The sequence below is a fragment of the Burkholderia sp. SRS-25 genome (assembly GCF_004343765.1).
GTDB classification, from domain to species: domain Bacteria; phylum Pseudomonadota; class Gammaproteobacteria; order Burkholderiales; family Burkholderiaceae; genus Burkholderia; species Burkholderia contaminans.
The window spans coordinates 18883-37770 of the sequence record NZ_PTXM01000035.1 but is presented as its reverse complement, the minus strand read 5'-3'; the positions used below and the strand labels follow the sequence as shown (position 1 = coordinate 37770).

The following is an 18888-nucleotide window of genomic DNA, read 5'->3' as shown; positions in this document are numbered from 1 at the left end:
ATACAAAACCTAGCAAATTCTCCACAAGCCTTTACCGGCAAGGCACCCAGAGACAGAACAGCAATTTGTGTACCGTCTTGTGTACCTAAAACACCATGCGTCCAAGTTATCCACAGGGCACTTGATATCGCGCGATTGAGTGCTTGCACTACAGCTTGACCTGCTCAAATCGCCCTTTTCCGGAAAAGCTATAGGGGACCTTGAACGCCGCGCCGCCTTGCATCCCCTCCGACTGTTCGATGATCCTCGGCCACCAGCGCACGATGTTGTGGGCTATGTCCCAGAAAGTGCGCTTCGACCAACTCTTGTCCAAAAAGAAAACAATCAGCCCGGCACGACTCAGTACTTCGCGCTCCAATCCCTTGTTCAGCCTGTCATGTGTGATCACCGACCAGCCGCCTTCTGTCGATAACGACTTGATCCAATCCTCGTCCTTGCAGCCCTGGTCGAATTTCTCGCGCAAATGCACCACGGGGTGTCCGCGGGAGTCGCTCAATGCATGGAGGGCCCTTGCCAGGGCGGGAGGAAGGTTGTTGTCGACGAAGAACTTCACGCAGCCAGACTTTCTTCGAAGGCGATCGCCGCATCTACTGCGGCAACGGGCACTTCGTAGAGTCTTGCTACAAGGTTCTTGTCGCCCTCCACGTTGAACGCCTCGGACAGGATCGATGTCCTGACGGAACCGTGCGTGACAATGGGCTTACCGAACGCGATCGCAGGGTCTAGCACAATCGCCTTGCTGCGCGGAGATGGGTACCACCGGGAAGCCAACCGGTCTGCGCCGAACTCGATACCGGTGCGCAGCGATGGCTCAATGATCTTCCGGAACGCGTACTGCTGCTTCACCAGATCGAGCAGCTCTGTTTCCCCAGTTTCCTCGATGGCCGATGCAAAAATCGTTCGGCCATCCGTGCGGAACTGCTGTGAGGTGAACGGGTAATCCGTATTGAAAAGCTCGCGTGCACGCTGGCTCGCGACGCGAATCGTCTGCAGACTGACACCGTGCTCGCGGAACGCATGTACGAACCGAACTTCCAGGAGGTCGTGAAAGCTGATGCCGTCGAGGTCATCGCCGGCAAGTGCCGTTTCCCAGAGCGGGTCAACGGAAATCGATTCGTGCTTCTTGTCCCGGTAGGAATATCCGTCCAGCCAGCGGCGTAGGTCCCTGACCGGTATTTTCGTCAGCAGAGCCGCCTCATGGAAGGTGTACAGGCCGATGCCAGTAAGCTGCATAACCCCTCCCTCCAAAAAGTTGACCCGCCGGGAGATACCCGGTCCCTAAGCAATCCAATTCTACCTAAATTCGCCGACCGCTCTTCCGCCGCACAACCAGCATCGCTCGCTCTGGCCATCGCGCGAGCGTACCGACGCATCGCCAAACGCAGAGGGTCACCTTGCCGCGTCCAAAGCCTGGCAGGCTGCCCGCAAAGCCGCAGTCTCTTCGGCGAACGCGCTCGCAATTACAACCCTCTCTGCCCGGTGAAATGCCCCAACAATCTCATCCGAGGCAAGCATTCCTGCGATCTTTCTCATAGCTTCAATCGCAGCACTCACCTGCCGCACCGCATCCGCCGAATCGACCTCATGTAACGGGATCTTGCAGAGCGCATCGAATGCGAACCGGACTTTCTGGAGGTCGAGTGATGCGAACAAGTCGAATTGCTCGAAACCTTCCGGAACCTCCAAGCGTTGCGTCACCGACTGCACCGCGAGCTCGACGACTGCCTGAATCGCCCGGAGCCGACTTCTCCGCTGGAGCCCGGCCTGATAATGCAGTAGCCAAGCGCTAGCGCCAATCGCGGCGATCGTCCCGAATGCTTGCACCCACGCCGCCCAATCTGAGCTTGAATTTGGTGTCCAGCGCCCAAATGCCGTGGCACCAACGCCCAGAAGCAATGCCCCCGCAAATATCGCGCTGCCCTTCAGCATCGCGCCTCCCGAGTTTGGTCGGTAGCCTCCTATACGGAGGCCGTTCCACGGTCAATTTGATAGACGATGTAGGCACATTGGGCTGACCCAGCAGCGCTTAGCCCGCTGGCCTTTTACAGGCAATCACCATCGAACGCTCGTTGGTCTTCGCTCCGAACAAGCCTCCACCACCGGCCCCAACGGTCGCGGCGCTTTCGTCGCTTCGATCGAGCACATCGTAGCCGGCTGTCTTGCAGAGATTGCCTGCAGCCTCAAAACACTTGTCCCACCCTCGCGCAAGGCCGCTGCAATTCAGCGTGTAGGCGGGACGGCCATCGGGTGCGTAACTCTCATGGACAGAGGCACAGGATATGAGCGCCAGACACAACAGGAGGGAACACGTCCTTTTCATTATTTCCCCGCTTGATTCGACAATCATGGTGTCTCAAACTGCCGCGCATACCGTATCAAAGCTGACTGATGACCTTGGCCTTGATGGTTTCGTATTCGGAATCGCTGATGAGCCCTTGATCGAGCATGGCCTTGGCCTTTTGTAGCCGCTCCGTCGGACTTTCACCGGCCACGGCTGCAGAGTCACCGAAGCTCCCCTGAAACCCGCCGGATTTGGCACGCATCTCCTCAAGCTCGCGCTGCCGGCGCTTTTCGCGCCACGCCTGCTCCTGCGCCTGGCAGATACGGTAGATTGCTTGTGCCTCTGCTTTGCGCAAGCCGGAGAACTGGAACCCACGGAGGGCGCCACCACTTGCCAAGTCAGGTTGAGTCAGGGCCGTAACGGTCAGTGTGCTACCGAAGATACCAGCCTTGATATGGGCTGTCTTGATGTCCTGCCAGCGAAGGTCAACGGGCGAAAAACCTCCCAACAGGCCGCGTGTCATCCCGATTAGCCGACCGGACGTCGCTGCCACAAGCGCGCGTCGATGCAAAAGCGCAAACAATCGGCGCTGCACCGTGCTCTCCTGAACGGCCTCCCCGGTAACGAGCATCGAGTCCAGATACGACCATGCTTTCGGCATCTCGGCGGCAAGGCCGGTTGAATTGTTGTCTGCCATCGCATTCCCCGAAAAACGTGATTGTGTTGCCGCAGTCATCGTGCTGCGGTTTGGAAAATCCTAGCAGATTTAAGGGACGACGCCCCGCCAGCCACCACTAGTTCAAAGTCCTGCTCCCCTATAGGGCACGTCCTTGCGGACCTGACGCCCATCTCCAAGATTGCCATCAAGGCAGATCAATCTCCTTGGCTCTGGTTGCGTCATCCGTCCAGCAACTGCTGATGTTCCGCTCTTTGCACCGCACATAGGCCTTCTCACCTAGCCACTTGCGCGTCTTTTCGAGATTTTCCTCCGTCACGTGTTTACCGGACGTCGTGTTGTCCCGCCAACCGCAGAACCAGATTTTTTCCGACTCCTCGACGTTTCTTCGATACGGAGCCAAGTCGCGCGGCGCGGCGCGACGGAACCTCACTCCTTTCATTGCTTCATTCACATGCGCCAGGAAAGCGCTTGGAGTGAACCGAGGCCCCGATCGGCCCAGCCCAAGAATCTCGCAGAGCTTGTAGTACACGTCTGTTGCAAACACACCGGGCGTCTCAAGCGTTCGCGGATTGACCGGCACCTCAAAGTAGAAATTCTTTCCGATGGCACCAAACGCCAGAACATAGGGATCGACGTCAATGAAGACGAACGCATCGAACTCTCCCCGATGTAGCCCGAAGCGAAAGTGACAACGATCGACCTCGACGGCCTCCATCCTGGGGAGAAGTTCAGACAACGAGGTTAGTTTGAAATATGCCATTGATTACTCGCTCTTCTTTCATGTGCATGAACCGGTTACCTATACATCGGCAGCTATCGAAACTATCTGAAGTCCCCGTAGTGCATCGGGTCCCTCAGATACGCATGGATCTCGTTGTTCTTCCACACCGTGCACCGCGGAGATAGTTGAATAGGCCGAGGTGCCCGTCCGGCCAAACAGAGCTTTCGCCATGTCTCACGGCATACGCCCACGAACGGCGCGATTTGCCTCCAGCGCGAGTGGCCAACCTCTGGCAGCGTGTCGACGTGCTTATGCATGCCCCACCTCCGCACCGGCCAGCGCCTCACGCCCATAGACGCGTTCCACCCATGTCCCGCGTCCATCCCCGTGGCCTAGCCACGTTGACACGCCGGCAGCCGCTTCTCGGCGCGATACGCCGGCTGCCTTCTGCCGCTCGAGGTGTTCGGTCGCATACGCATATCGGAGGCTATGCGGTGCACGCTCATCGGTCATTCCGACCTTGCGCACGACATAGTGGTAACGCTCCATCGCTCGCTTCAGATCCGGCTTGCGGACCAGCTTCCCGCCGTACTCGTTCGACAGTCCGATCGCCCGCTCCACCAGCTCAGCAGCGCACTGCCGATCCAACGGTGGGCTCCGACGCGTCTTGCCTCCCTTCGTCCCGTGGATGATGGTCACGAAGCCATCCCCAATCGAGCTCGAAAGCGCGCGCCGCCATTCAGCCAGTGACTTGATGCTTTGAACCGCCTCCCTGGCACGCAGTCCCAGTTCGAGCTGTAGCTCGAGCACAATCGCAATGCCCGGGTCGATCGCAGCAACGGCGGCGCGGTACGGTTCCAACTCATCACGCATCATCGGCCGCTTCGTGCCGGCCCGACTTGCACCCGACAAACCGAGCGCAGCATTGCTCATCTTGTCGGCAAACGGTCGGCGACCGATCCCTTCGAGCGCCGTTCGGATGTGGGTCATGTTGTTGATTGCTGTCCGCTTCGAACGCCCGCGCGCCAACATGTCGCCCGACCATGCGAATAGATGCTTTTCCTTGAGCTGGCCGGTTGTGTGAACCTGAAAGCCCAAGTCCCACAGAAACCGAGCGAAACGCGCGAGCGACTTCTCCCGACCGTTGGAGGTCGAGTTTGCCTGTTTGCCACGCGCCCCGCGCGCAGCACGGCACAGGTCGGCCGTGAGAGATTTGTGCGACATGCGTACCCCGCATCCATGACGTGAGGCTCGACCCCCAGTTGCCTCCCTATCCGCTGGACGGAGCCGCTCAAACGCAGCTGGGAGACAACAAACGGGGGCACGAGCCTCGGCCTGGTGAGATTGGGAGCGTTCTACGCCAGCAAGCTGGCGCAGCCCGGCGCACATCAACCCGATGAGGGTCGGCACGCGGCGGGAGGACGCTTCCCCCGTTTGATCCGTGTTTTGGCTTTGCGACCGATCGGGGGCGCCAATGCCCCGACCGCGCGAATTGATGCGTGCCGAGCGAGTCGACACGAGATTCCAGACGCCGAGGCCGAGCGCGCCGCCAGTCGTCACGAGGACGATTGAGACGGACGCAGCAAGGCATGGCGTTAGCGCTGGGGAGCGCACGTCACGGATTGATTGCCGCGGGAGCGGCATACGGGGATTGCACATCGCGCCTTTCGCAGGAAGCAAAAGGCGATGGAGGGCTTCACCTAGCGGCGAAGCAGTCACGAGCCCATCAGGAAACGATGGGCGGATTTTGGGCGTAGGCCCTACTCAGTTCATTCGGTGATCAAGTCACCGTGCCCGCAGAGCGAGCTTTTCAAACAATTGCCGATCAGTTTCGGCGCACTTCGGTCGATGCCTTACCCAGGCGGGGTGTGAAGCAAGATTAGCGACGCCTGCACCGCTTGGCAACAGTTTTTCGACGGTCCCCGTCTTGCACTGAAGAATGGTGGTCACGTCTACAGAGTGACGCACGCAACATCTCAGGATGCGCCTCGCTTTGCCAGCTGATTCGCAAAGTGACGCCGCGGTCGACGACGAAATTACACGTTGCAGTTTCGACACCGGCTTCGCTGTTATTTTGCTGTTACCAGCCAAACGGGGAAATGCGCCGTCTGTTTTCTCTCTGTTATCAGACGGCGCGCGGTACTACCATTTGCTGCGTTAGCGGCCACCGGTCACATGTGCATGTACGGCTGCGTCGACTGCATCGGCGGAGCTTGAACGGCAGGTCGCCCGAATCCGAATGGAGCGACGGGCGCGGGTGCTGGCCCTGCTTGCTGCCGATTATGAGACGCGGCGAGGAGGCCGAGACCAGCAAGACCCGCTGCACCGAGCATCCAGGGCGCCGGACTGAAACCACCCATCGTTGCGCCACCAATCGGCGCTGCGCCGTTCACCGCTCCCGAGAGGCCGCCGCCGAGCGCGCCGCTTTGTGTTGCACTCATCCCGCCACCAGGAAGGAAACCGCCGAACAGCCCCGTAGGCGCGAAACCGAGCGCGCCTCCGAGATTGCCGCTCATCGCTGAGTTGAGCGCCGAGCCGTTCGGCGTAACGCTTCCCGTCAGGCCCGTATCGCCGTACGCAGCGGGGCCGTTGAAGAATCCATTGAGCCCGCCAACGCCCGGGCCGGATGTTGGGTCGCTTCCAAAACCAAAGATTGCCATTTCCAAGCTCCTTATCGCCGAAGATCTTCCCAGGTCGTCCCTTCGGGGACTTCCTCAAAACCACTTTGCCCAAGACGCCAAATGAGGCGGGGGGTGTTTTCCATATCCTCCAGGCCTGTGATCACAATGGTGTCCACGGCATACGACTCAGGCTGCCGTTGTTCGAGGCGCTCAACGCGCGTTCTGAGGTTGATGTTTGCCATTGCATTGCTCTCCAATGATCATGATTCAGCTTGTCGTCCCGCGTTGGTTACGGCAGCAGCCCTCACCTTGCGAACGAGAAACCTGCCTGGCACACGTTGACGCTTGATTTCCGCGATCAACTGTTGCTCCAATTCGGATGCAGACTGACCGGCCGCGCACGGCATATAGGCCCCATTGACCGTAACGCCGTCAAAACCGCTTTCGTTATCCGAAGCGATAATCCGGCGAATGATGATCGGCTGGTCACTCGTGCCCAGTCGTTGTTCCAAGCACGCAACACGTGCCTTAAGATTGCTGTTGCTTGTCATCGCCGTTGCCCTCCAAAGCCTCGATGCGTTTCACAAGATCATCGACCTCGACAATCCTCATCTGCGCGGTAACGACCTGCATCACCGCGGCTGCTTCGTCGGGCGTAATCTCTCCCGCCGCCATTGCCCGCAAAACCGTTTCGCCCATCTGTGCTGGCGAGCCATTCAAGCTCTTGAGGCTGATTGGCTGATCCTTTGCCTTGATCGCCGGGATGCACCGGTCGATGCAAATCCGTAGCGCCGTCGTGTCGCCGGCCAGCGCGAGCTCCACGGCCTTCTTCACCAAATCAGCGGCGTGCGGCTGGAGCAACTCGCGCAGCGCCGTGCGCTTGTCACGCGTACCCTTCGGTTTCCCGGCCGGATTGCCGCTCTGCCCTTTCCTGAACTGGGTCATTGCCCTGATTTCCTCCTGCTAAATTCAGCCTCGTCGCTTCGCGTCATTACCGACTCCATCCCTGCTGCCAACTGCTCGAGCTCAAGTCCAGATATCGCGCGCCGCCAGCTCGTACGTCGCGAAACTGCAAGCTCGCCGCGTCGAACCAGAGGCGCACGGTGCCTTCCCATGTGTGGTGTCGTTGCTTCGCACAGATCAGCGCTGTATCGGCCTGCTGCTCGGCCTCCTCACGCTTCTCGTCGGAGATCGTCTCTTTACGCAGCAGCGCCTCTTTGGTCTTGTTCCGATGCACGATCAGCACGTTGTCGACCAAGTCCGTGATCTCGCCGGCACCCTTCATATCGAACTTGTCCGGCACGACGGCTTCCTTCTCGCCTTTGCGCGCGTGGTGTACGAGGTGGATGTGCACGCCGGTGTCGCGCGCCAGCGAGCACAGCGCATCGACGAAGGCCTTCTGGCCGGCGTAATCGTCCGGGGCGATACCGCACTTGAGCAGGCTGTCGATCACGACGTGGTGCACGCCAAGCTCCTTGCGGCAGTACCGCGCGACGGCGAGCATGCGCGTACGCTCGACCGTGCCGACGTGGGCGTACAGCCATAGCCGCTCGTCCGTCCAGCAACCGAAGCTGCGGATGAATTCAGGCGCCGGCTTATCGGTGGCCGCTGCCTGGCGCGCGAGGCGCTCCATCGTCGCGATCGGGCGCATTTCCATCGACGCGATGCACACGCGGTCGCCGGCCGACATCGCGTGCAGCATCACCTCGCCGAGGACGGCAGACTTGCCGTGGCCGTTCACGCCGCCCCAGAGCGTCACTTCGCCCTCGCGGAAGCGGAGCGAATCGCCGACGCTAGTCCAAGGCGACTCGGTACCGGGCGCGACTTCCTTCGGACTGTGCAGGTGCTCGACCAGGCTCTCGATGAACTCGCTCGCACGGCGCACGTCCGCGCGGCCGTCATCCTCGTCTCTGGCGTAGGCTGCCCAGTCGATCGAATCGGGAATCGTTCGGGCCATCAGGCCACCTCCTTGGCATTCTCATGAGCTTCGGCGACCACCTGCATTGCGAGGTTGCAGGCGTCGTCGTACGGATTCGGAATCGTGTCGCCCAATACGTCAATCAGACGTCGAGCCAGTACGTGCGAGGCCGGCCAACAGATCGGCGCAATTGCCATGGGAAACCAGTCAAACAGCGCAAAATCCTGTCCCGGGACAACATGTGCTTCACCGCAGTGAACGCGCGGACCTTCGCGAAAGGTCAGCACGAGCGTTTCAGGAACCGCTGCGGCAATATCCGACAGCGTGCGCAGGAGGTCGCCCCAAGGCACGTTTGCCGAGGCGAACACCTCGACGTCGAGCGCAGTAATCGGTCGCCAGTCGTAACGGCCACTTGCGGTCGCGCCAAGCGTCACGTTTCCCCATGGCAGCGGGCCGGCAAGCGTGACCAGCACCGGGAGTTCCGGAACGTTGCCGCTCTTGCGCATGGCGATCAGTTCGGCTGAGTTCCGCGGATAGCGTAGGTTCATGGTCATCATCCGAAAATCCCCTCGGCCTGGTGCCCATTAGCGCGTCCGGACGGCTCGCCCAACCACGATGCGTTAAAGCCTCCCCATCCGCGAATCACGCAGGTACGCAAAGCGTCGGCCATCGAGATCCCAGCCTTGTCGGCCTCGGCCTTGGTGTCGTCGAATGCCGTCGCCGTCGGTGCCAGACGCTTAGCTTTACGCACCGCAAGCCAGTCCTTCGCGATCTCAGGCGGAACGCCGAAAGACTCGAGATGCGCCTGCGCATCGAAGCGCGGAGCGCGTTGTTTTTGTTTGTTTGAAGACGAAGATGAAGATGAAGATGAAGAGCCGTCATCTAAGCGGGGCTTTGGTGAAGCTTTGGTGCCATCACCCAAGGGGGGCTTTGGTGCTGCCTTCGGTGCGTCGTCGTCCTCGCTTTGGAAGCGCGAGGATTCACCCCGAACCGAACGCACATGCTCGTCCTTTACCATCCGCGACGAGTACCAGATCGGGCCCTCTTGCTCGGCAACCAGCGTCACCGGCTCGCCGTCACGACGGCCGGATCGCGGAACGTAGATGCACGCGGCGCACGTCTGCCCGTTGTCAGCCCCCTTCAATACACCCTTGCTGGTGATGGCCTTGAGCATCGACAGCGGTGCACCGATCGCCTGCGCGATCTCCTTGAGCGGCCAGCGCAATACGCCGTATTCCGCCGAGTCGTGCAGCAGACACATCACGTCGATCCACACGCCCTTCTCGGCATGGGTACAGCGCCGCAGGTTGCTGTTCGCCTGCCAGTCGCCTGGGTAGAACTGGAACGATGGACGCGTCATGCCGCCACCTCCCGCATCAGGTGGTAGCGCGCAACGCGATGCCAACCACCTTCGGGCGTAGCTTCCTGAGTCCATATGGTCGAGATCTCGACCCCGATGCGCCGCAGTTCAAGGATGCGCGCAGCCGGATGCAGGACGTCAATTTTGTGTCGCGCATCTAACGTCGATAGCGAGCCGTATTGGCGCAGGAAATCGAGAATTCGGTGCCGTTGAGCCGCGGCATCGTTGCTGCTATAGTGAACTTGAGCTTTGTTTTTAGCCGCACCTTCAAGGGTTGCGGCTTTTTTATTGCTTGTCATCGACGCCCCCTTACGCAGCCATCGCTTGCGCTTGGTAGGCGGCTGGATTTTTCATCCAGCGGTGCACTTCCTCATTGCTGTAAACCGTGCACCGTTCAGTCCAGCGCTGCGGCTGCGGAGCGCGACCTTCTTTCACCAGCTTGCGCCACGTTTCACGGCTGACCGGAATGAACAGCTGAAGCTGATTCCAGCGCGAGAAGCCGACCGCGGGAAGCGTCGCGAGGGCCTTGTTGGTTTCGGCATTTGCACGCATGCTTTGTCGCTCCTTGGCGTCGTTTGCATGCTTAACAAGATGTCAGACTCTATTCGGGCGATGAAGTGAGGGAACTTCACATTCCCTATCGAAGCCTTGCCAGACAAGGATCAGCTGGCGACGATGGGGATTCTGTGAAGTTTGGTGACGTCGATAGCCGGATGCCGGTTTGAATACCGGATGGACGCAAGGTACTCTGCGCACCGCTCCGCACCTAGCAAGAATTTGACGAATTGTTGCGGATCACTGGCATTCGGTCCGCGATCGGTCGCCGCGTTTATGATCAGGTGCGCCATCCAGAAATGCAGGACGGTGGCAAACTCGCGTTTCGCATCTTCGAAGTACTTTCGATCCATCTGGTCCGAATCTAGGTCTGGGTAGACATCCGTAAGACGCTTCTTCGTGTCCGCGTAGTTCGCCCGCTTGAACTCTTGCGCTTTGCGATAAGCCTTCGCAAGCGACGGCTTGGAATCGGCGGGGGCCTGGAACATATCTACAAACGGCCAAGCGGCCGCCATGCCACGTCTCGTTGCCTTCTTAACTCGCTCCAATATCTCTGGGCGGGACACCTGAGAGCAGGAAGTTAGAAAGAGGTAGTCGGCCGCAGATAACTCGACACTCTCCCCGCGGAGTGCCGCCCGATCGTGACGAAGGTATAGACCGAAGGCTCTACGCGCTGCGTCATCAGCGGGAAAAGCCATCAATGCGGCGAGATCATCGGAATCGACGTTGGCTACAGTTGCACGCATGCGATCACCTAGTATCGGTCATCGTTTGCTGCTTCGCGAACCTCGAAGCGCCGCATCTGCCACCCGCGGATCTGCACCAGAGCGCGAGCCCATTGCGCCGGGGAAAGGACGCGCCAACCAGGTTCGGGGCGGGGCCACAGACGCTTTACGCGGAATGCCATGATGTCCGACCAATTGGGGTTGGCTGGATTCGCCGCATCGGATAGCGTGTATAAAGCGACGTAGGCGGGCACATCGGCAAGCTGCGCGAGATGCTGGATTACGCCGGCAGGCTTCTCCTGTCCGATGTCGCGAGCCACTTCGACCAACGCCAATGGAACCTTGGCGCCGTTGTCGTACTCCGTGAACAGCACCGAATCGAGGTCGACCATCGTCAGCGATTCGGCTTGAGTCGCCTGCAAATATCGGCGAATCGACGGCGCACGGTGCCACACACCGTATGCACGGTCGCGCACTTCGTATTGCTCGAGCCTCATAACCGGCTCCTCAAATGAAAACGGCGCTCAAAAGCGCCGAGGTAACGGGTTATTGTTGGAAGGTGTCAGTACGCACCGCTGAAGGGGCCGTGATTTTGATGCCGCGTTTGTCCAGCACGTCATCAAACGAGCCGCACGGACTACCGCCCATCGCTCCCAAGGCCGCGTCTAGCTTGCCACCGATTAACGGCAGCAGCTCATGCATCATCTCGCAAGTAGCCCAATCCGTTCCATTGTCGAGAGCCTTTTCGACTATGGTCCACAAGGTGTGCAGGCTGCTCACTGCATCGCTTACGCTTCGTGTAGCGGCGGCGACAAGCTCGGTAGAATTGCTGTTATCCATGATGAACCCCGCTTACGTCGAAGCCTGCCTTTACGGCCCTCTCGCGAATCCCATCGATGTCGTTCGCCTGCAGGTCCGCTTGCAGAGCGCCGTGCTCACATAGAGCCCTAATTTCGCGGTCGTCCGTCAGCCGAGAAATGCTGCGAAAGATTGCACTCATCGCCTCAGCCTGCTCGTAGGTGATGTTTGCGGTGTATTCGATGTCGTCGACGGACACGGGTACAAATCCGTCTATGAGCACGCGTTCGGTAGAATTGGCAGTAGCCATGATACGAACCTCCACTAAAGGTCGTGTTTTGGTCAGGCGGTCTTGGTGCGCCAACACCTTGGCCGCCGCTCTTCGTTACTAGATTCGCCCGAAATGGCCTTCGAAATAACCTAGGCCGCCTGGGTCGCCGATGAGAATCTCCGTGCAGTTTTCAGCATCGCGCGCCGCCGAGCGCAGCAACTCCCGCAAGAGGACGAACGTGGGCGTGTCGTCTTTTGACGGATTGCCGATTTTCTCGGCGCAAAGGTCGTGCATTGCCACAAGTGAGTGGAACAGATATTCAATACGGGTCGCCACTTGTGAGACTTCCTCGTCGGTAGCTGCCGACCTACGAGCGATACAATCAGCTTCAGCCATGATTCAAGCTCCTTCAAGCTTGGTTGTGGTCAGGCGGCGCGAAGTGTTCCAGCACCCGCGCCGCCGCTCCGCCTGATACCGTCAGGCATCGGTCATGCAATCTATGCGGCCGTGCCACCAAAGCTGCCGATCACGACCTTCTTCTCTCCACCGACCTGAGCCTCCACAAACTCGGCCCACAGTTGGAGGATCTTCCGACGTTCGTCTGCGTACTCGGCCCGGTTGTACACACCCTTGATGCCCTTGATCGAGTGCGCCAGCGCCTTCTCGATCGCGTCCGACGACATGCCCATTTCGTGCAGGTGCGTTGATGCGGTACGGCGGAAGTCGTGCAGTACGAAGTGCTGAACGTCGAGGCTGAGCGAACGCACCGCCTGATTGAGCGTGCTTTTCGCAATCGGTTTGTCGCCGCGGCCGCGCGTCGACGGGAATACGTGCTCGTGGTTGCCTGTCTGCTCGTACAGTTCGCGGAGCATCGCAACGGCCTGCGAGGACAGGTAGACCCAATGCTCCTTGTCCTTCTTCATCCGATCGGCAGGAATGCGCCAGATGCCGACGTCGAGATCGAACTCCGACCACCGAGCCTCGGTCAGCTCGGACTTCCGGACCATCGTCAGGATCAGCAGGTGGATCGCGAGCTTGAGCGCGCGGCGGATATCTGAGGCGTAGACGGCGCGCAGCACCGTACCAATCTCGTCAGGGGAGAGAACCCGCGTGCGGCTATCTTGGGTGGCGACGAAGCGCGCGACGACTGCATGAGCCGGATTCGTCGGCGCAAGCTGGCGCGCGATCGCGTATTCGAACAGTCGTTTGATGACGTTCCGGGTCGAGAGCGCCATCTTGGGCGCGCCGCGGGCCTTGATCCGGTCGCAGATCGCCAGCACATCGCCAGGCGTCACGTCCGGTAGCGGCTTGTTGCCGATCGCCGGATAGATGTCCTTCTCGAGCGCGCGCTTGATCGTCCGAGCGTACTCAGGCGACATTCCTGCGATCTGGGTTGTGTACCAATCGTCACCGAACTCGCGAACCGTATCGAAGCGCTTCACGGCGCCGCGATCCTTCTTCGCATCGGCGATAGGGGAAACGCCTTTGGCGACGATCTCAGCGTATCGGCGGGCCTTCTCGCGCGCCTCCTGCAGCGTGACCGCGGGATAGTCGCCGATCGTGACCATCGGCTGCCGTTCGCCGTGCAGTGTGTACCGGTAGCGCCAAACCTTCGAACCCGACGTCATGACCTCCAGCACGAGGCCGCCACCGTCCGAGATACGGTAGCGCGCCGCCTTCGGCTTGAGCGCCTTGATGCGGGTGTCATTCAGCGGGACGACGGATTTCGGCATGGTTGGTACACATCGATTGGGACACAACGTCCTTGTGTACCTAAATGTGTACCATCAAAGGCTGGATGTCAATAGACAACCTTGGGCAACGCTAGGCGACCAATCCTAGCGTTTTCAAGGGTTTCGGAGGGATGATTGGACGACCTTGGACAACCTTGGGCGACTGGTTATTTTCCGATACAAAACCTGCTGAAAATCACCCCCAGCAGGTCATCCGAAGTGAACTCCCCGGTAATCGAATTAAGCTGTTCCTGCGCGAGCCTCAGCTCCTCGGCAAACAGATCGAGCGACTGCGCCCTTTGCTCCGCATGATCCGCGGCCTGCGCGAGATGCTCCTGCGCGGCCCGCAGCGCGATCAGATGCCGCTCCCGCGCCAGATATACCCCTTCCGCCCCCGCCTGCCACCCTGCAATCCGCAGCAGCTCCGCGCGCAGCATGTCGATCCCGTCGCCGCGCTTTGCCGACAGATGCACCTCGGTCAGATCGCCTTCCGCAGCCGGATGCTCGACACACGCCGCCACACCGGTCAGATCCGTCTTGTTCAGCACGCGCACCACCGGCACGCCGCCCGGAAACCGCGCCGCGATCGTCTCGTCATCCGCCGTCATCCCGCTGCGCGAATCCAGCAGATGCAGCACGACATCCGCGCGCTCGATCTCGCTCCACGTGCGCGCGATACCGATCCGCTCGACCTCGTCCTCCGTCTCGCGCAGCCCGGCCGTATCGATGATGTGCAGCGGAATCCCTTCGACCTGGATCGTCTGCGCAACCTTGTCGCGCGTCGTGCCCGCGATCGGCGTGACGATCGCCAGCTCCGCGCCGGCCAGCGCATTCAGCAGCGACGACTTGCCGACGTTCGGCTGCCCCGCGAGCACAACCGACAACCCTTCGCGCAGCAACGCCCCCTGCCGCGCATCACCCAGCACGTGCGCGAGCTGCGCGCGGATCTTCGCGAGCTTGCCGCGCGCGTCGGCCGCTTCCAGGAAATCGATCTCTTCTTCCGGAAAATCGAGCGTCGCCTCGACCAGCATCCGCAGCGTGATCACGTCGTCGACGAGCGCATGGATCTGCCGCGAGAACGCGCCGTCGAGCGAACGCCCGGCCGAACGCGCGGCGGCTTCGGTGCTCGCCTCGATCAGGTCGGCAACGGCCTCAGCCTGCGCAAGATCGAGCTTGTCGTTCAGGAACGCGCGTCGCGTGAATTCGCCGGGCTCCGCAAGCCTCAGCCCGAAACCGCGCCCCGCATCGAGGCAACGCTGCAACAACAGTTGCATCACGATCGGCCCGCCGTGCCCCTGCAGCTCGAGCACGTGCTCGCCCGTGTACGAATGCGGCGCCGGGAAGTACAGCGCGATCCCGCGGTCGAGCGGCGCGCCGTGCTCGTCGAGGAACGGCACATAGCTCGCATGGCGCGGTGCGAGCTTCTGCCCGCACAACGCGTCGATCAGCGGCAACGCGGCCGCCTCGCCGCCGCGCCCGAACGACACGCGGACGACCCCGATGCCCCCCCGGCCGGCAGCAGTGGCAATGGCGACGATCGGATCGGAATCGGTAGCGAGCATGGGAATCGGATGAATTGGATGAATCAGGTAATCGGTGATTATGGTGCGCCCGCGCAACACTTCGGGCATCGGAACGCCGGCATTGTAGCCTGCCGTCACACACGTCACCGACCGCCGCGCAAGCTTCGGACGCGCCCGAATTTATCCCGCCGGGGATAAGCCAAGTATCATTCTGGCGCCATGTCGCCGCCACCGTTTCGGACGAGTATGCCTGCTGGAGCGGCGCAACGCTGCGGCCCTTAATTCCACCACCCACCCCGATCAAGACCGGGATTCGTCCAAACAAGATACGTTTAGCCTGAATGGTTGTCTGAGACGCGGTGGTGGAATTGCACAATCTCCCCCATGCCGACATCCGAAGAAAAAGCCGCGTTCTCGGAACGCCTGAAATTCGCCCTGCGGCGCAGCCCGGAGAAGGTCACCGGTGCGACGGAGCTGGCGAACCGATTCAATCTGCGCCACCGCGGAGCGCAGCCCGTTTCGCCGCAAACCGCGCACAAATGGCTGACGGGCCGCACGATTCCGACGTCGGACAAACTTGCCACGCTCGCCGAATGGCTGCGCGTCGAAGTTCACTGGCTGCATTATGGCCCGTCGCCGAGCGTGATCGAACACCCGACGCCGCAGCCGCTGCCGCGCGACGAACGCTATCCGCCGACGCCCGAGACGATCGAACTCGCGTCGAAGATCGAAGCGTTGTCGCCGCATCATCGCTACCTCGTGCAGGAACTGGTCGAGCAGTTCTACGGCGACTCGGGCGAAGCGAAGAAGGGCTGAGCCCACACCGGATCCGCAAAAAGCAAAAAAGCCGCATGGGCGAACCATGCGGCTTTTTTTCGTGCATCGCGAGGCGAACGCGCCGCCCCGCGTATACAACAGGCGTCAGGCCGGTTTCTTCTTGGCCCCGCCGAGCTTGCGCGTGATGTAGTACTGCTGCGCGATCGACAGCACGTTGTTCACGACGTAGTACAGCACGAGGCCGGCCGGGAAGAAGAAGAACATCACCGAGAACGCGATCGGCATGAACTTCATCATCTTCGCCTGGACCGGGTCCGGCGGCGTCGGGTTCAGGCTCGTCTGCACGTACATCGACACGGCCATCAGCACCGGCAGGATGAAGAACGGATCGCGCTGCGACAGGTCGTGAATCCACAGGACCCACGGCGCGCCGCGCATTTCGACCGACGCGAGCAGCACCCAGTACAGCGAGATGAACACCGGGATCTGGATCACGACCGGCAGGCAGCCGCCGAACGGATTGACCTTCTCGGTCTTGTACAGCTCCATCAGCGCGGCATTCATCTTCTGCGGATCGCTCTTGAAGCGTTCGCGCAGCGCCTGCATGCGCGGCGTGATTTCCTTCATGCGCGCCATCGACTTGTAGCTCGCAGCCGACAGCGGGAAGAACACGGCCTTGATCAGGATCGTCAGCAGCACGATCGACCAGCCCCAGTTGCCGACGTAGCTGTGGATCTTCTCGAGCAGCCAGAACAGCGGCTTCGCGATGATCGTCACCCAGCCGTAGTCCTTCACGAGTTCCAGGCCCGGTGCAATGCCTTCGAGCATGCGCTCTTCTTCCGGACCGGCGAACAGGCGAGCCTGCACGTCGGCCGACTGGCCCGGCGCAATCGCGGCGACCGGCTGCTTCACACCGACGCGGTACAGCGTCGGATCGATCTTTTCAGCGTAGATGTCGCGCTTCACGCCCTGCTGCGGAATCCAGGCCGACGCGAAGTAGTGCTGCACCATCGCGACCCAGCCGTTGTCGGCGGAGGTCACGTAGTCGGCCTTGTTCTTGTCGAGGTCGCTGAAGTTGATCTTCTGGAAATGCTTCGCGTCCGTGTAGACCGCCGGCCCGAGGAACGTGTGCGAGAACATCGGCGTTTCGACGGCCGTGTTGTCGCGCACCAGTTCCATGTAGACCGTCGGCGTGACAGGCGCCGTGCCGACGTTGTCGATCTTGGTGTCGACGCCGATCACGTAGCTGCCGCGCGTGAACGTGTAGGTCTTCACGACCTTCACGCCGCCCTTCACCGGCGATTCGAACGACAGCTTCAGCGCGTTCTGGTCACCCGTCAGCGACGTCGAGCCGGGGTTCAGCTGCGTGTAGACGTCGTTGTGGTTCGGGAAATCGCCGCCGAGCAGGCCCGAGCGCGCGAGATACGTGTGGCCGGCCGTGTGGTCGAACAGCGTGATGTACAGGTCGGGCTGCTTGCCGTCGCCCTGCTTCTTCAGCGTCAGCTTCGCGAGCGTGCCGCCGCGCGTGTCGATTTCGCCGTCGTACACGTCGGTCGAGAACTTCACGAGCTGCGCCTGGGCGGCCGGGGCCGTCGTCGACGGTGCGGCGCCGGCTGCGGCGGCAGGCACTTCACCTGCGGTCGTCGTCGCGCCCGTGCCCGATGCACCGCCGGCAGCGGCCGCGGGGGCCGTCTGCGTGGCACTCGGGAAGAACATCGACGGGCGTCCATGGTCCCGCTGCCAGTTGTCGTACAGCATGACAGCTGACATGAAGAAGATCACCCATAGGACGGTGCGTTTGATATCCATGCGTTGTCTCAGAGTCGATGGGACCGCGCGTCGGCTTCGCCGCGAGCGCGAGTGTCGGAGTTGGGCGGCGGGACGAGGTCGATGCCGCCCGCGGAAAACGGATGGCATCGGCACACGCGCCTGACGGCGAGATACGTGCCGCGCGCGGCGCCATGATACTGGATTGCCTCGCGCGCGTAATCCGAACAGGAAGGATAAAAACGGCAACGGTTGCCGAGCATCGGGCTCACGGCAACCTTGTAGAAGCGCAGCAAGGCGATCAATACCGTTTCCATACCTTGGGCGACGCCGTTGGGCGCCGCGTCAAAACCGGCCGGGCAGGCGCGAACGCCGCACCGCGGACGGATGCGTCACTCGGACGCGGGCTTCGACGCACGGCGGGCAATTTCCCGGACCGCCCTGTCGAGCAGTTCGCGGATCTCGGCCGCACACATCGCCGCGAGCGGGGCGGAAGCCGCGCTCGGCAGCGCTTTCTTGTCGAAGCGCGTGTGCTGCCGCAGCAGCAGGTCGTAGCCGGCGAATTCGGCGCGGCGCAGGCGAAACTGATCGCGCGCCAGCCGCTTCACGAGGTTACGGGTAACCGCACGCGGCGCATACTTCTTGCCGACGACGAGCCCCAGACGCGCGGGCTGACCGGTCGGCTTGCCGTAAATCACGAAGTGCGCGGAGCGCCGCCAGGGACGCAAACGAAAAACGGATGAAAATTCATCCGTTTTCAGAAGTCGCGCAGCTTTCGGGAAGGCGGCTTTCGTCTGCGACGGATTCGCACCCGGCTCGACGGCACCTTCCGCAGGACTGCGGACGGCGGACACAGCGCGCAACCTGCCTTAGATGGCGAGGCGCTTGCGGCCCTTCGCGCGGCGAGCGTTGATGACCTTGCGGCCACCTGCCGTCTTCATGCGGACACGGAAGCCATGGGTGCGCTTGCGGCGCGTCACGGACGGTTGGTAAGTACGTTTCATGATGTTCTCACTTGTTCGAGAATGTCGAAATTCAGGGGACCGCGTGCCCTTAACCGGAGGCATTCGGGCGAACGCAATCGCCGGGAATACAGGATTGGTTTTCGCGGAACCCGCTATTTAAACCGTTTTTCCGTTGACGGTCAATACTTTAGGAG

At 61.1% G+C, this 18888-nt stretch carries 27 protein-coding genes; 1 reads left to right on the top strand and 26 read right to left on the bottom strand.

The features are described 5' to 3' along the window. Positions 1–148: 148 nt before the first annotated feature. The 22 genes from C5O79_RS35250 to mnmE all read right to left on the bottom strand — a co-directional run bounded on the left by C5O79_RS35250 (position 149) and on the right by mnmE (position 15224). Entirely contained in the window at positions 149–553 is a 405-nt protein-coding gene (locus C5O79_RS35250; RefSeq protein WP_122474467.1) for a DUF5615 family PIN-like protein, read from the bottom strand. Then, a complete protein-coding gene (locus C5O79_RS35245) occupies positions 550–1233 on the bottom strand; it encodes a DUF433 domain-containing protein (RefSeq protein ID WP_098550236.1) in 684 nt (227 codons plus the stop codon). Before C5O79_RS35245 ends, C5O79_RS35250 begins: the two co-directional genes overlap by 4 nt. A gap of 156 nt (positions 1234–1389) precedes the next feature. Then, positions 1390–1929: a hypothetical protein gene (locus C5O79_RS35240; protein ID WP_131932199.1), complete on the bottom strand. Its 540-nt coding sequence runs from the start codon at positions 1927–1929 to the stop codon at positions 1390–1392. A gap of 446 nt (positions 1930–2375) precedes the next feature. Next, positions 2376–2978, bottom strand: coding sequence for an SHOCT domain-containing protein (locus tag C5O79_RS35235; RefSeq protein WP_122474469.1), 603 nt, complete (start codon positions 2976–2978; stop codon positions 2376–2378). A gap of 166 nt (positions 2979–3144) precedes the next feature. After that, the gene (locus tag C5O79_RS35230; protein ID WP_131932197.1) at positions 3145–3720 is read right to left on the bottom strand and encodes a DUF6037 family protein; all 576 of its coding nucleotides are present in this window, start codon (positions 3718–3720) and stop codon (positions 3145–3147) included. 270 nt (positions 3721–3990) lie between these two features. Next, positions 3991–4905 carry an integrase domain-containing protein gene (locus C5O79_RS35220; protein WP_122474471.1) on the bottom strand — a complete coding sequence of 305 codons (915 nt, stop codon included), beginning with the start codon at positions 4903–4905 and terminating at the stop codon, positions 3991–3993. Positions 4906–5852: 947 nt separating this feature from the next. Beyond that, a complete protein-coding gene (locus C5O79_RS35215) occupies positions 5853–6341 on the bottom strand; it encodes a hypothetical protein (protein WP_131932195.1) in 489 nt (162 codons plus the stop codon). Positions 6342–6352: 11 nt separating this feature from the next. Further along, positions 6353–6544: a hypothetical protein gene (locus C5O79_RS35210; RefSeq protein WP_122474472.1), complete on the bottom strand. Its 192-nt coding sequence runs from the start codon at positions 6542–6544 to the stop codon at positions 6353–6355. A gap of 18 nt (positions 6545–6562) precedes the next feature. After that, positions 6563–6814, bottom strand: a complete 252-nt coding sequence (locus tag C5O79_RS35205; RefSeq protein WP_131932193.1) for a hypothetical protein — start codon at positions 6812–6814, stop codon at positions 6563–6565. Positions 6815–6830: 16 nt separating this feature from the next. Beyond that, positions 6831–7247 carry a DUF5681 domain-containing protein gene (locus C5O79_RS35200; RefSeq protein WP_205746239.1) on the bottom strand — a complete coding sequence of 139 codons (417 nt, stop codon included), beginning with the start codon at positions 7245–7247 and terminating at the stop codon, positions 6831–6833. A 46-nt stretch (positions 7248–7293) separates the two neighbouring features. Next, positions 7294–8259 (bottom strand): AAA family ATPase, encoded by a 966-nt coding sequence (locus C5O79_RS35195; protein ID WP_122474473.1) that lies wholly within the window; start codon positions 8257–8259, stop codon positions 7294–7296. Further along, positions 8259–8768: a histidine ammonia-lyase gene (locus tag C5O79_RS35190; RefSeq protein WP_163008987.1), complete on the bottom strand. Its 510-nt coding sequence runs from the start codon at positions 8766–8768 to the stop codon at positions 8259–8261. Before C5O79_RS35190 ends, C5O79_RS35195 begins: the two co-directional genes overlap by 1 nt. A gap of 5 nt (positions 8769–8773) precedes the next feature. Further along, positions 8774–9580: a hypothetical protein gene (locus C5O79_RS35185; protein ID WP_122474475.1), complete on the bottom strand. Its 807-nt coding sequence runs from the start codon at positions 9578–9580 to the stop codon at positions 8774–8776. Then, the gene (locus C5O79_RS35180) at positions 9577–9879 is read right to left on the bottom strand and encodes a helix-turn-helix domain-containing protein (RefSeq protein ID WP_122474476.1); all 303 of its coding nucleotides are present in this window, start codon (positions 9877–9879) and stop codon (positions 9577–9579) included. Before C5O79_RS35180 ends, C5O79_RS35185 begins: the two co-directional genes overlap by 4 nt. 10 nt (positions 9880–9889) lie before the next feature. Beyond that, entirely contained in the window at positions 9890–10132 is a 243-nt protein-coding gene (locus C5O79_RS35175) for a transcriptional regulator (protein WP_163008988.1), read from the bottom strand. Between the two features lie 110 nt (positions 10133–10242). Then, positions 10243–10881, bottom strand: a complete 639-nt coding sequence (locus tag C5O79_RS35170) for a hypothetical protein (RefSeq protein WP_131932191.1) — start codon at positions 10879–10881, stop codon at positions 10243–10245. Positions 10882–10889: 8 nt separating this feature from the next. Continuing rightward, the gene (locus C5O79_RS35165; RefSeq protein WP_122474478.1) at positions 10890–11357 is read right to left on the bottom strand and encodes a hypothetical protein; all 468 of its coding nucleotides are present in this window, start codon (positions 11355–11357) and stop codon (positions 10890–10892) included. A gap of 49 nt (positions 11358–11406) precedes the next feature. After that, complete coding sequence (locus C5O79_RS35160) at positions 11407–11700, bottom strand: hypothetical protein (RefSeq protein ID WP_122474479.1); 294 nt, start codon at positions 11698–11700, stop codon at positions 11407–11409. Then, positions 11693–11968, bottom strand: coding sequence for a hypothetical protein (locus C5O79_RS35155; RefSeq protein WP_122474480.1), 276 nt, complete (start codon positions 11966–11968; stop codon positions 11693–11695). Before C5O79_RS35155 ends, C5O79_RS35160 begins: the two co-directional genes overlap by 8 nt. A gap of 78 nt (positions 11969–12046) precedes the next feature. Beyond that, positions 12047–12325: a hypothetical protein gene (locus C5O79_RS35150; RefSeq protein ID WP_131932189.1), complete on the bottom strand. Its 279-nt coding sequence runs from the start codon at positions 12323–12325 to the stop codon at positions 12047–12049. Between the two features lie 101 nt (positions 12326–12426). After that, the gene (locus tag C5O79_RS35145; RefSeq protein WP_122474481.1) at positions 12427–13662 is read right to left on the bottom strand and encodes a tyrosine-type recombinase/integrase; all 1236 of its coding nucleotides are present in this window, start codon (positions 13660–13662) and stop codon (positions 12427–12429) included. Between the two features lie 167 nt (positions 13663–13829). Further along, positions 13830–15224, bottom strand: coding sequence for a tRNA uridine-5-carboxymethylaminomethyl(34) synthesis GTPase MnmE (gene mnmE, locus C5O79_RS35140; protein ID WP_047852704.1), 1395 nt, complete (start codon positions 15222–15224; stop codon positions 13830–13832). 345 nt (positions 15225–15569) lie between these two features. Between mnmE and C5O79_RS35135 the strand changes: the two genes are divergently transcribed. Beyond that, entirely contained in the window at positions 15570–16001 is a 432-nt protein-coding gene (locus C5O79_RS35135) for a transcriptional regulator (RefSeq protein WP_047852380.1), read from the top strand. Positions 16002–16106: 105 nt separating this feature from the next. On the opposite strand, the gene yidC is transcribed toward C5O79_RS35135, so the two are convergent. The 4 genes from yidC to rpmH all read right to left on the bottom strand — a co-directional run bounded on the left by yidC (position 16107) and on the right by rpmH (position 18733). Beyond that, on the bottom strand, positions 16107–17771 hold the full coding sequence (gene yidC / locus C5O79_RS35130; RefSeq protein ID WP_047852381.1) for a membrane protein insertase YidC: 1665 nt from the start codon (positions 17769–17771) through the stop codon (positions 16107–16109). A gap of 8 nt (positions 17772–17779) precedes the next feature. Continuing rightward, a complete protein-coding gene (yidD, locus tag C5O79_RS35125) occupies positions 17780–18046 on the bottom strand; it encodes a membrane protein insertion efficiency factor YidD (RefSeq protein ID WP_006750110.1) in 267 nt (88 codons plus the stop codon). 75 nt (positions 18047–18121) lie between these two features. Next, on the bottom strand, positions 18122–18583 hold the full coding sequence (gene rnpA, locus C5O79_RS35120) for a ribonuclease P protein component (RefSeq protein ID WP_039364627.1): 462 nt from the start codon (positions 18581–18583) through the stop codon (positions 18122–18124). A gap of 15 nt (positions 18584–18598) precedes the next feature. Beyond that, positions 18599–18733 carry a 50S ribosomal protein L34 gene (gene rpmH, locus C5O79_RS35115; protein WP_004198824.1) on the bottom strand — a complete coding sequence of 45 codons (135 nt, stop codon included), beginning with the start codon at positions 18731–18733 and terminating at the stop codon, positions 18599–18601. Positions 18734–18888: the final 155 nt, after the last annotated feature.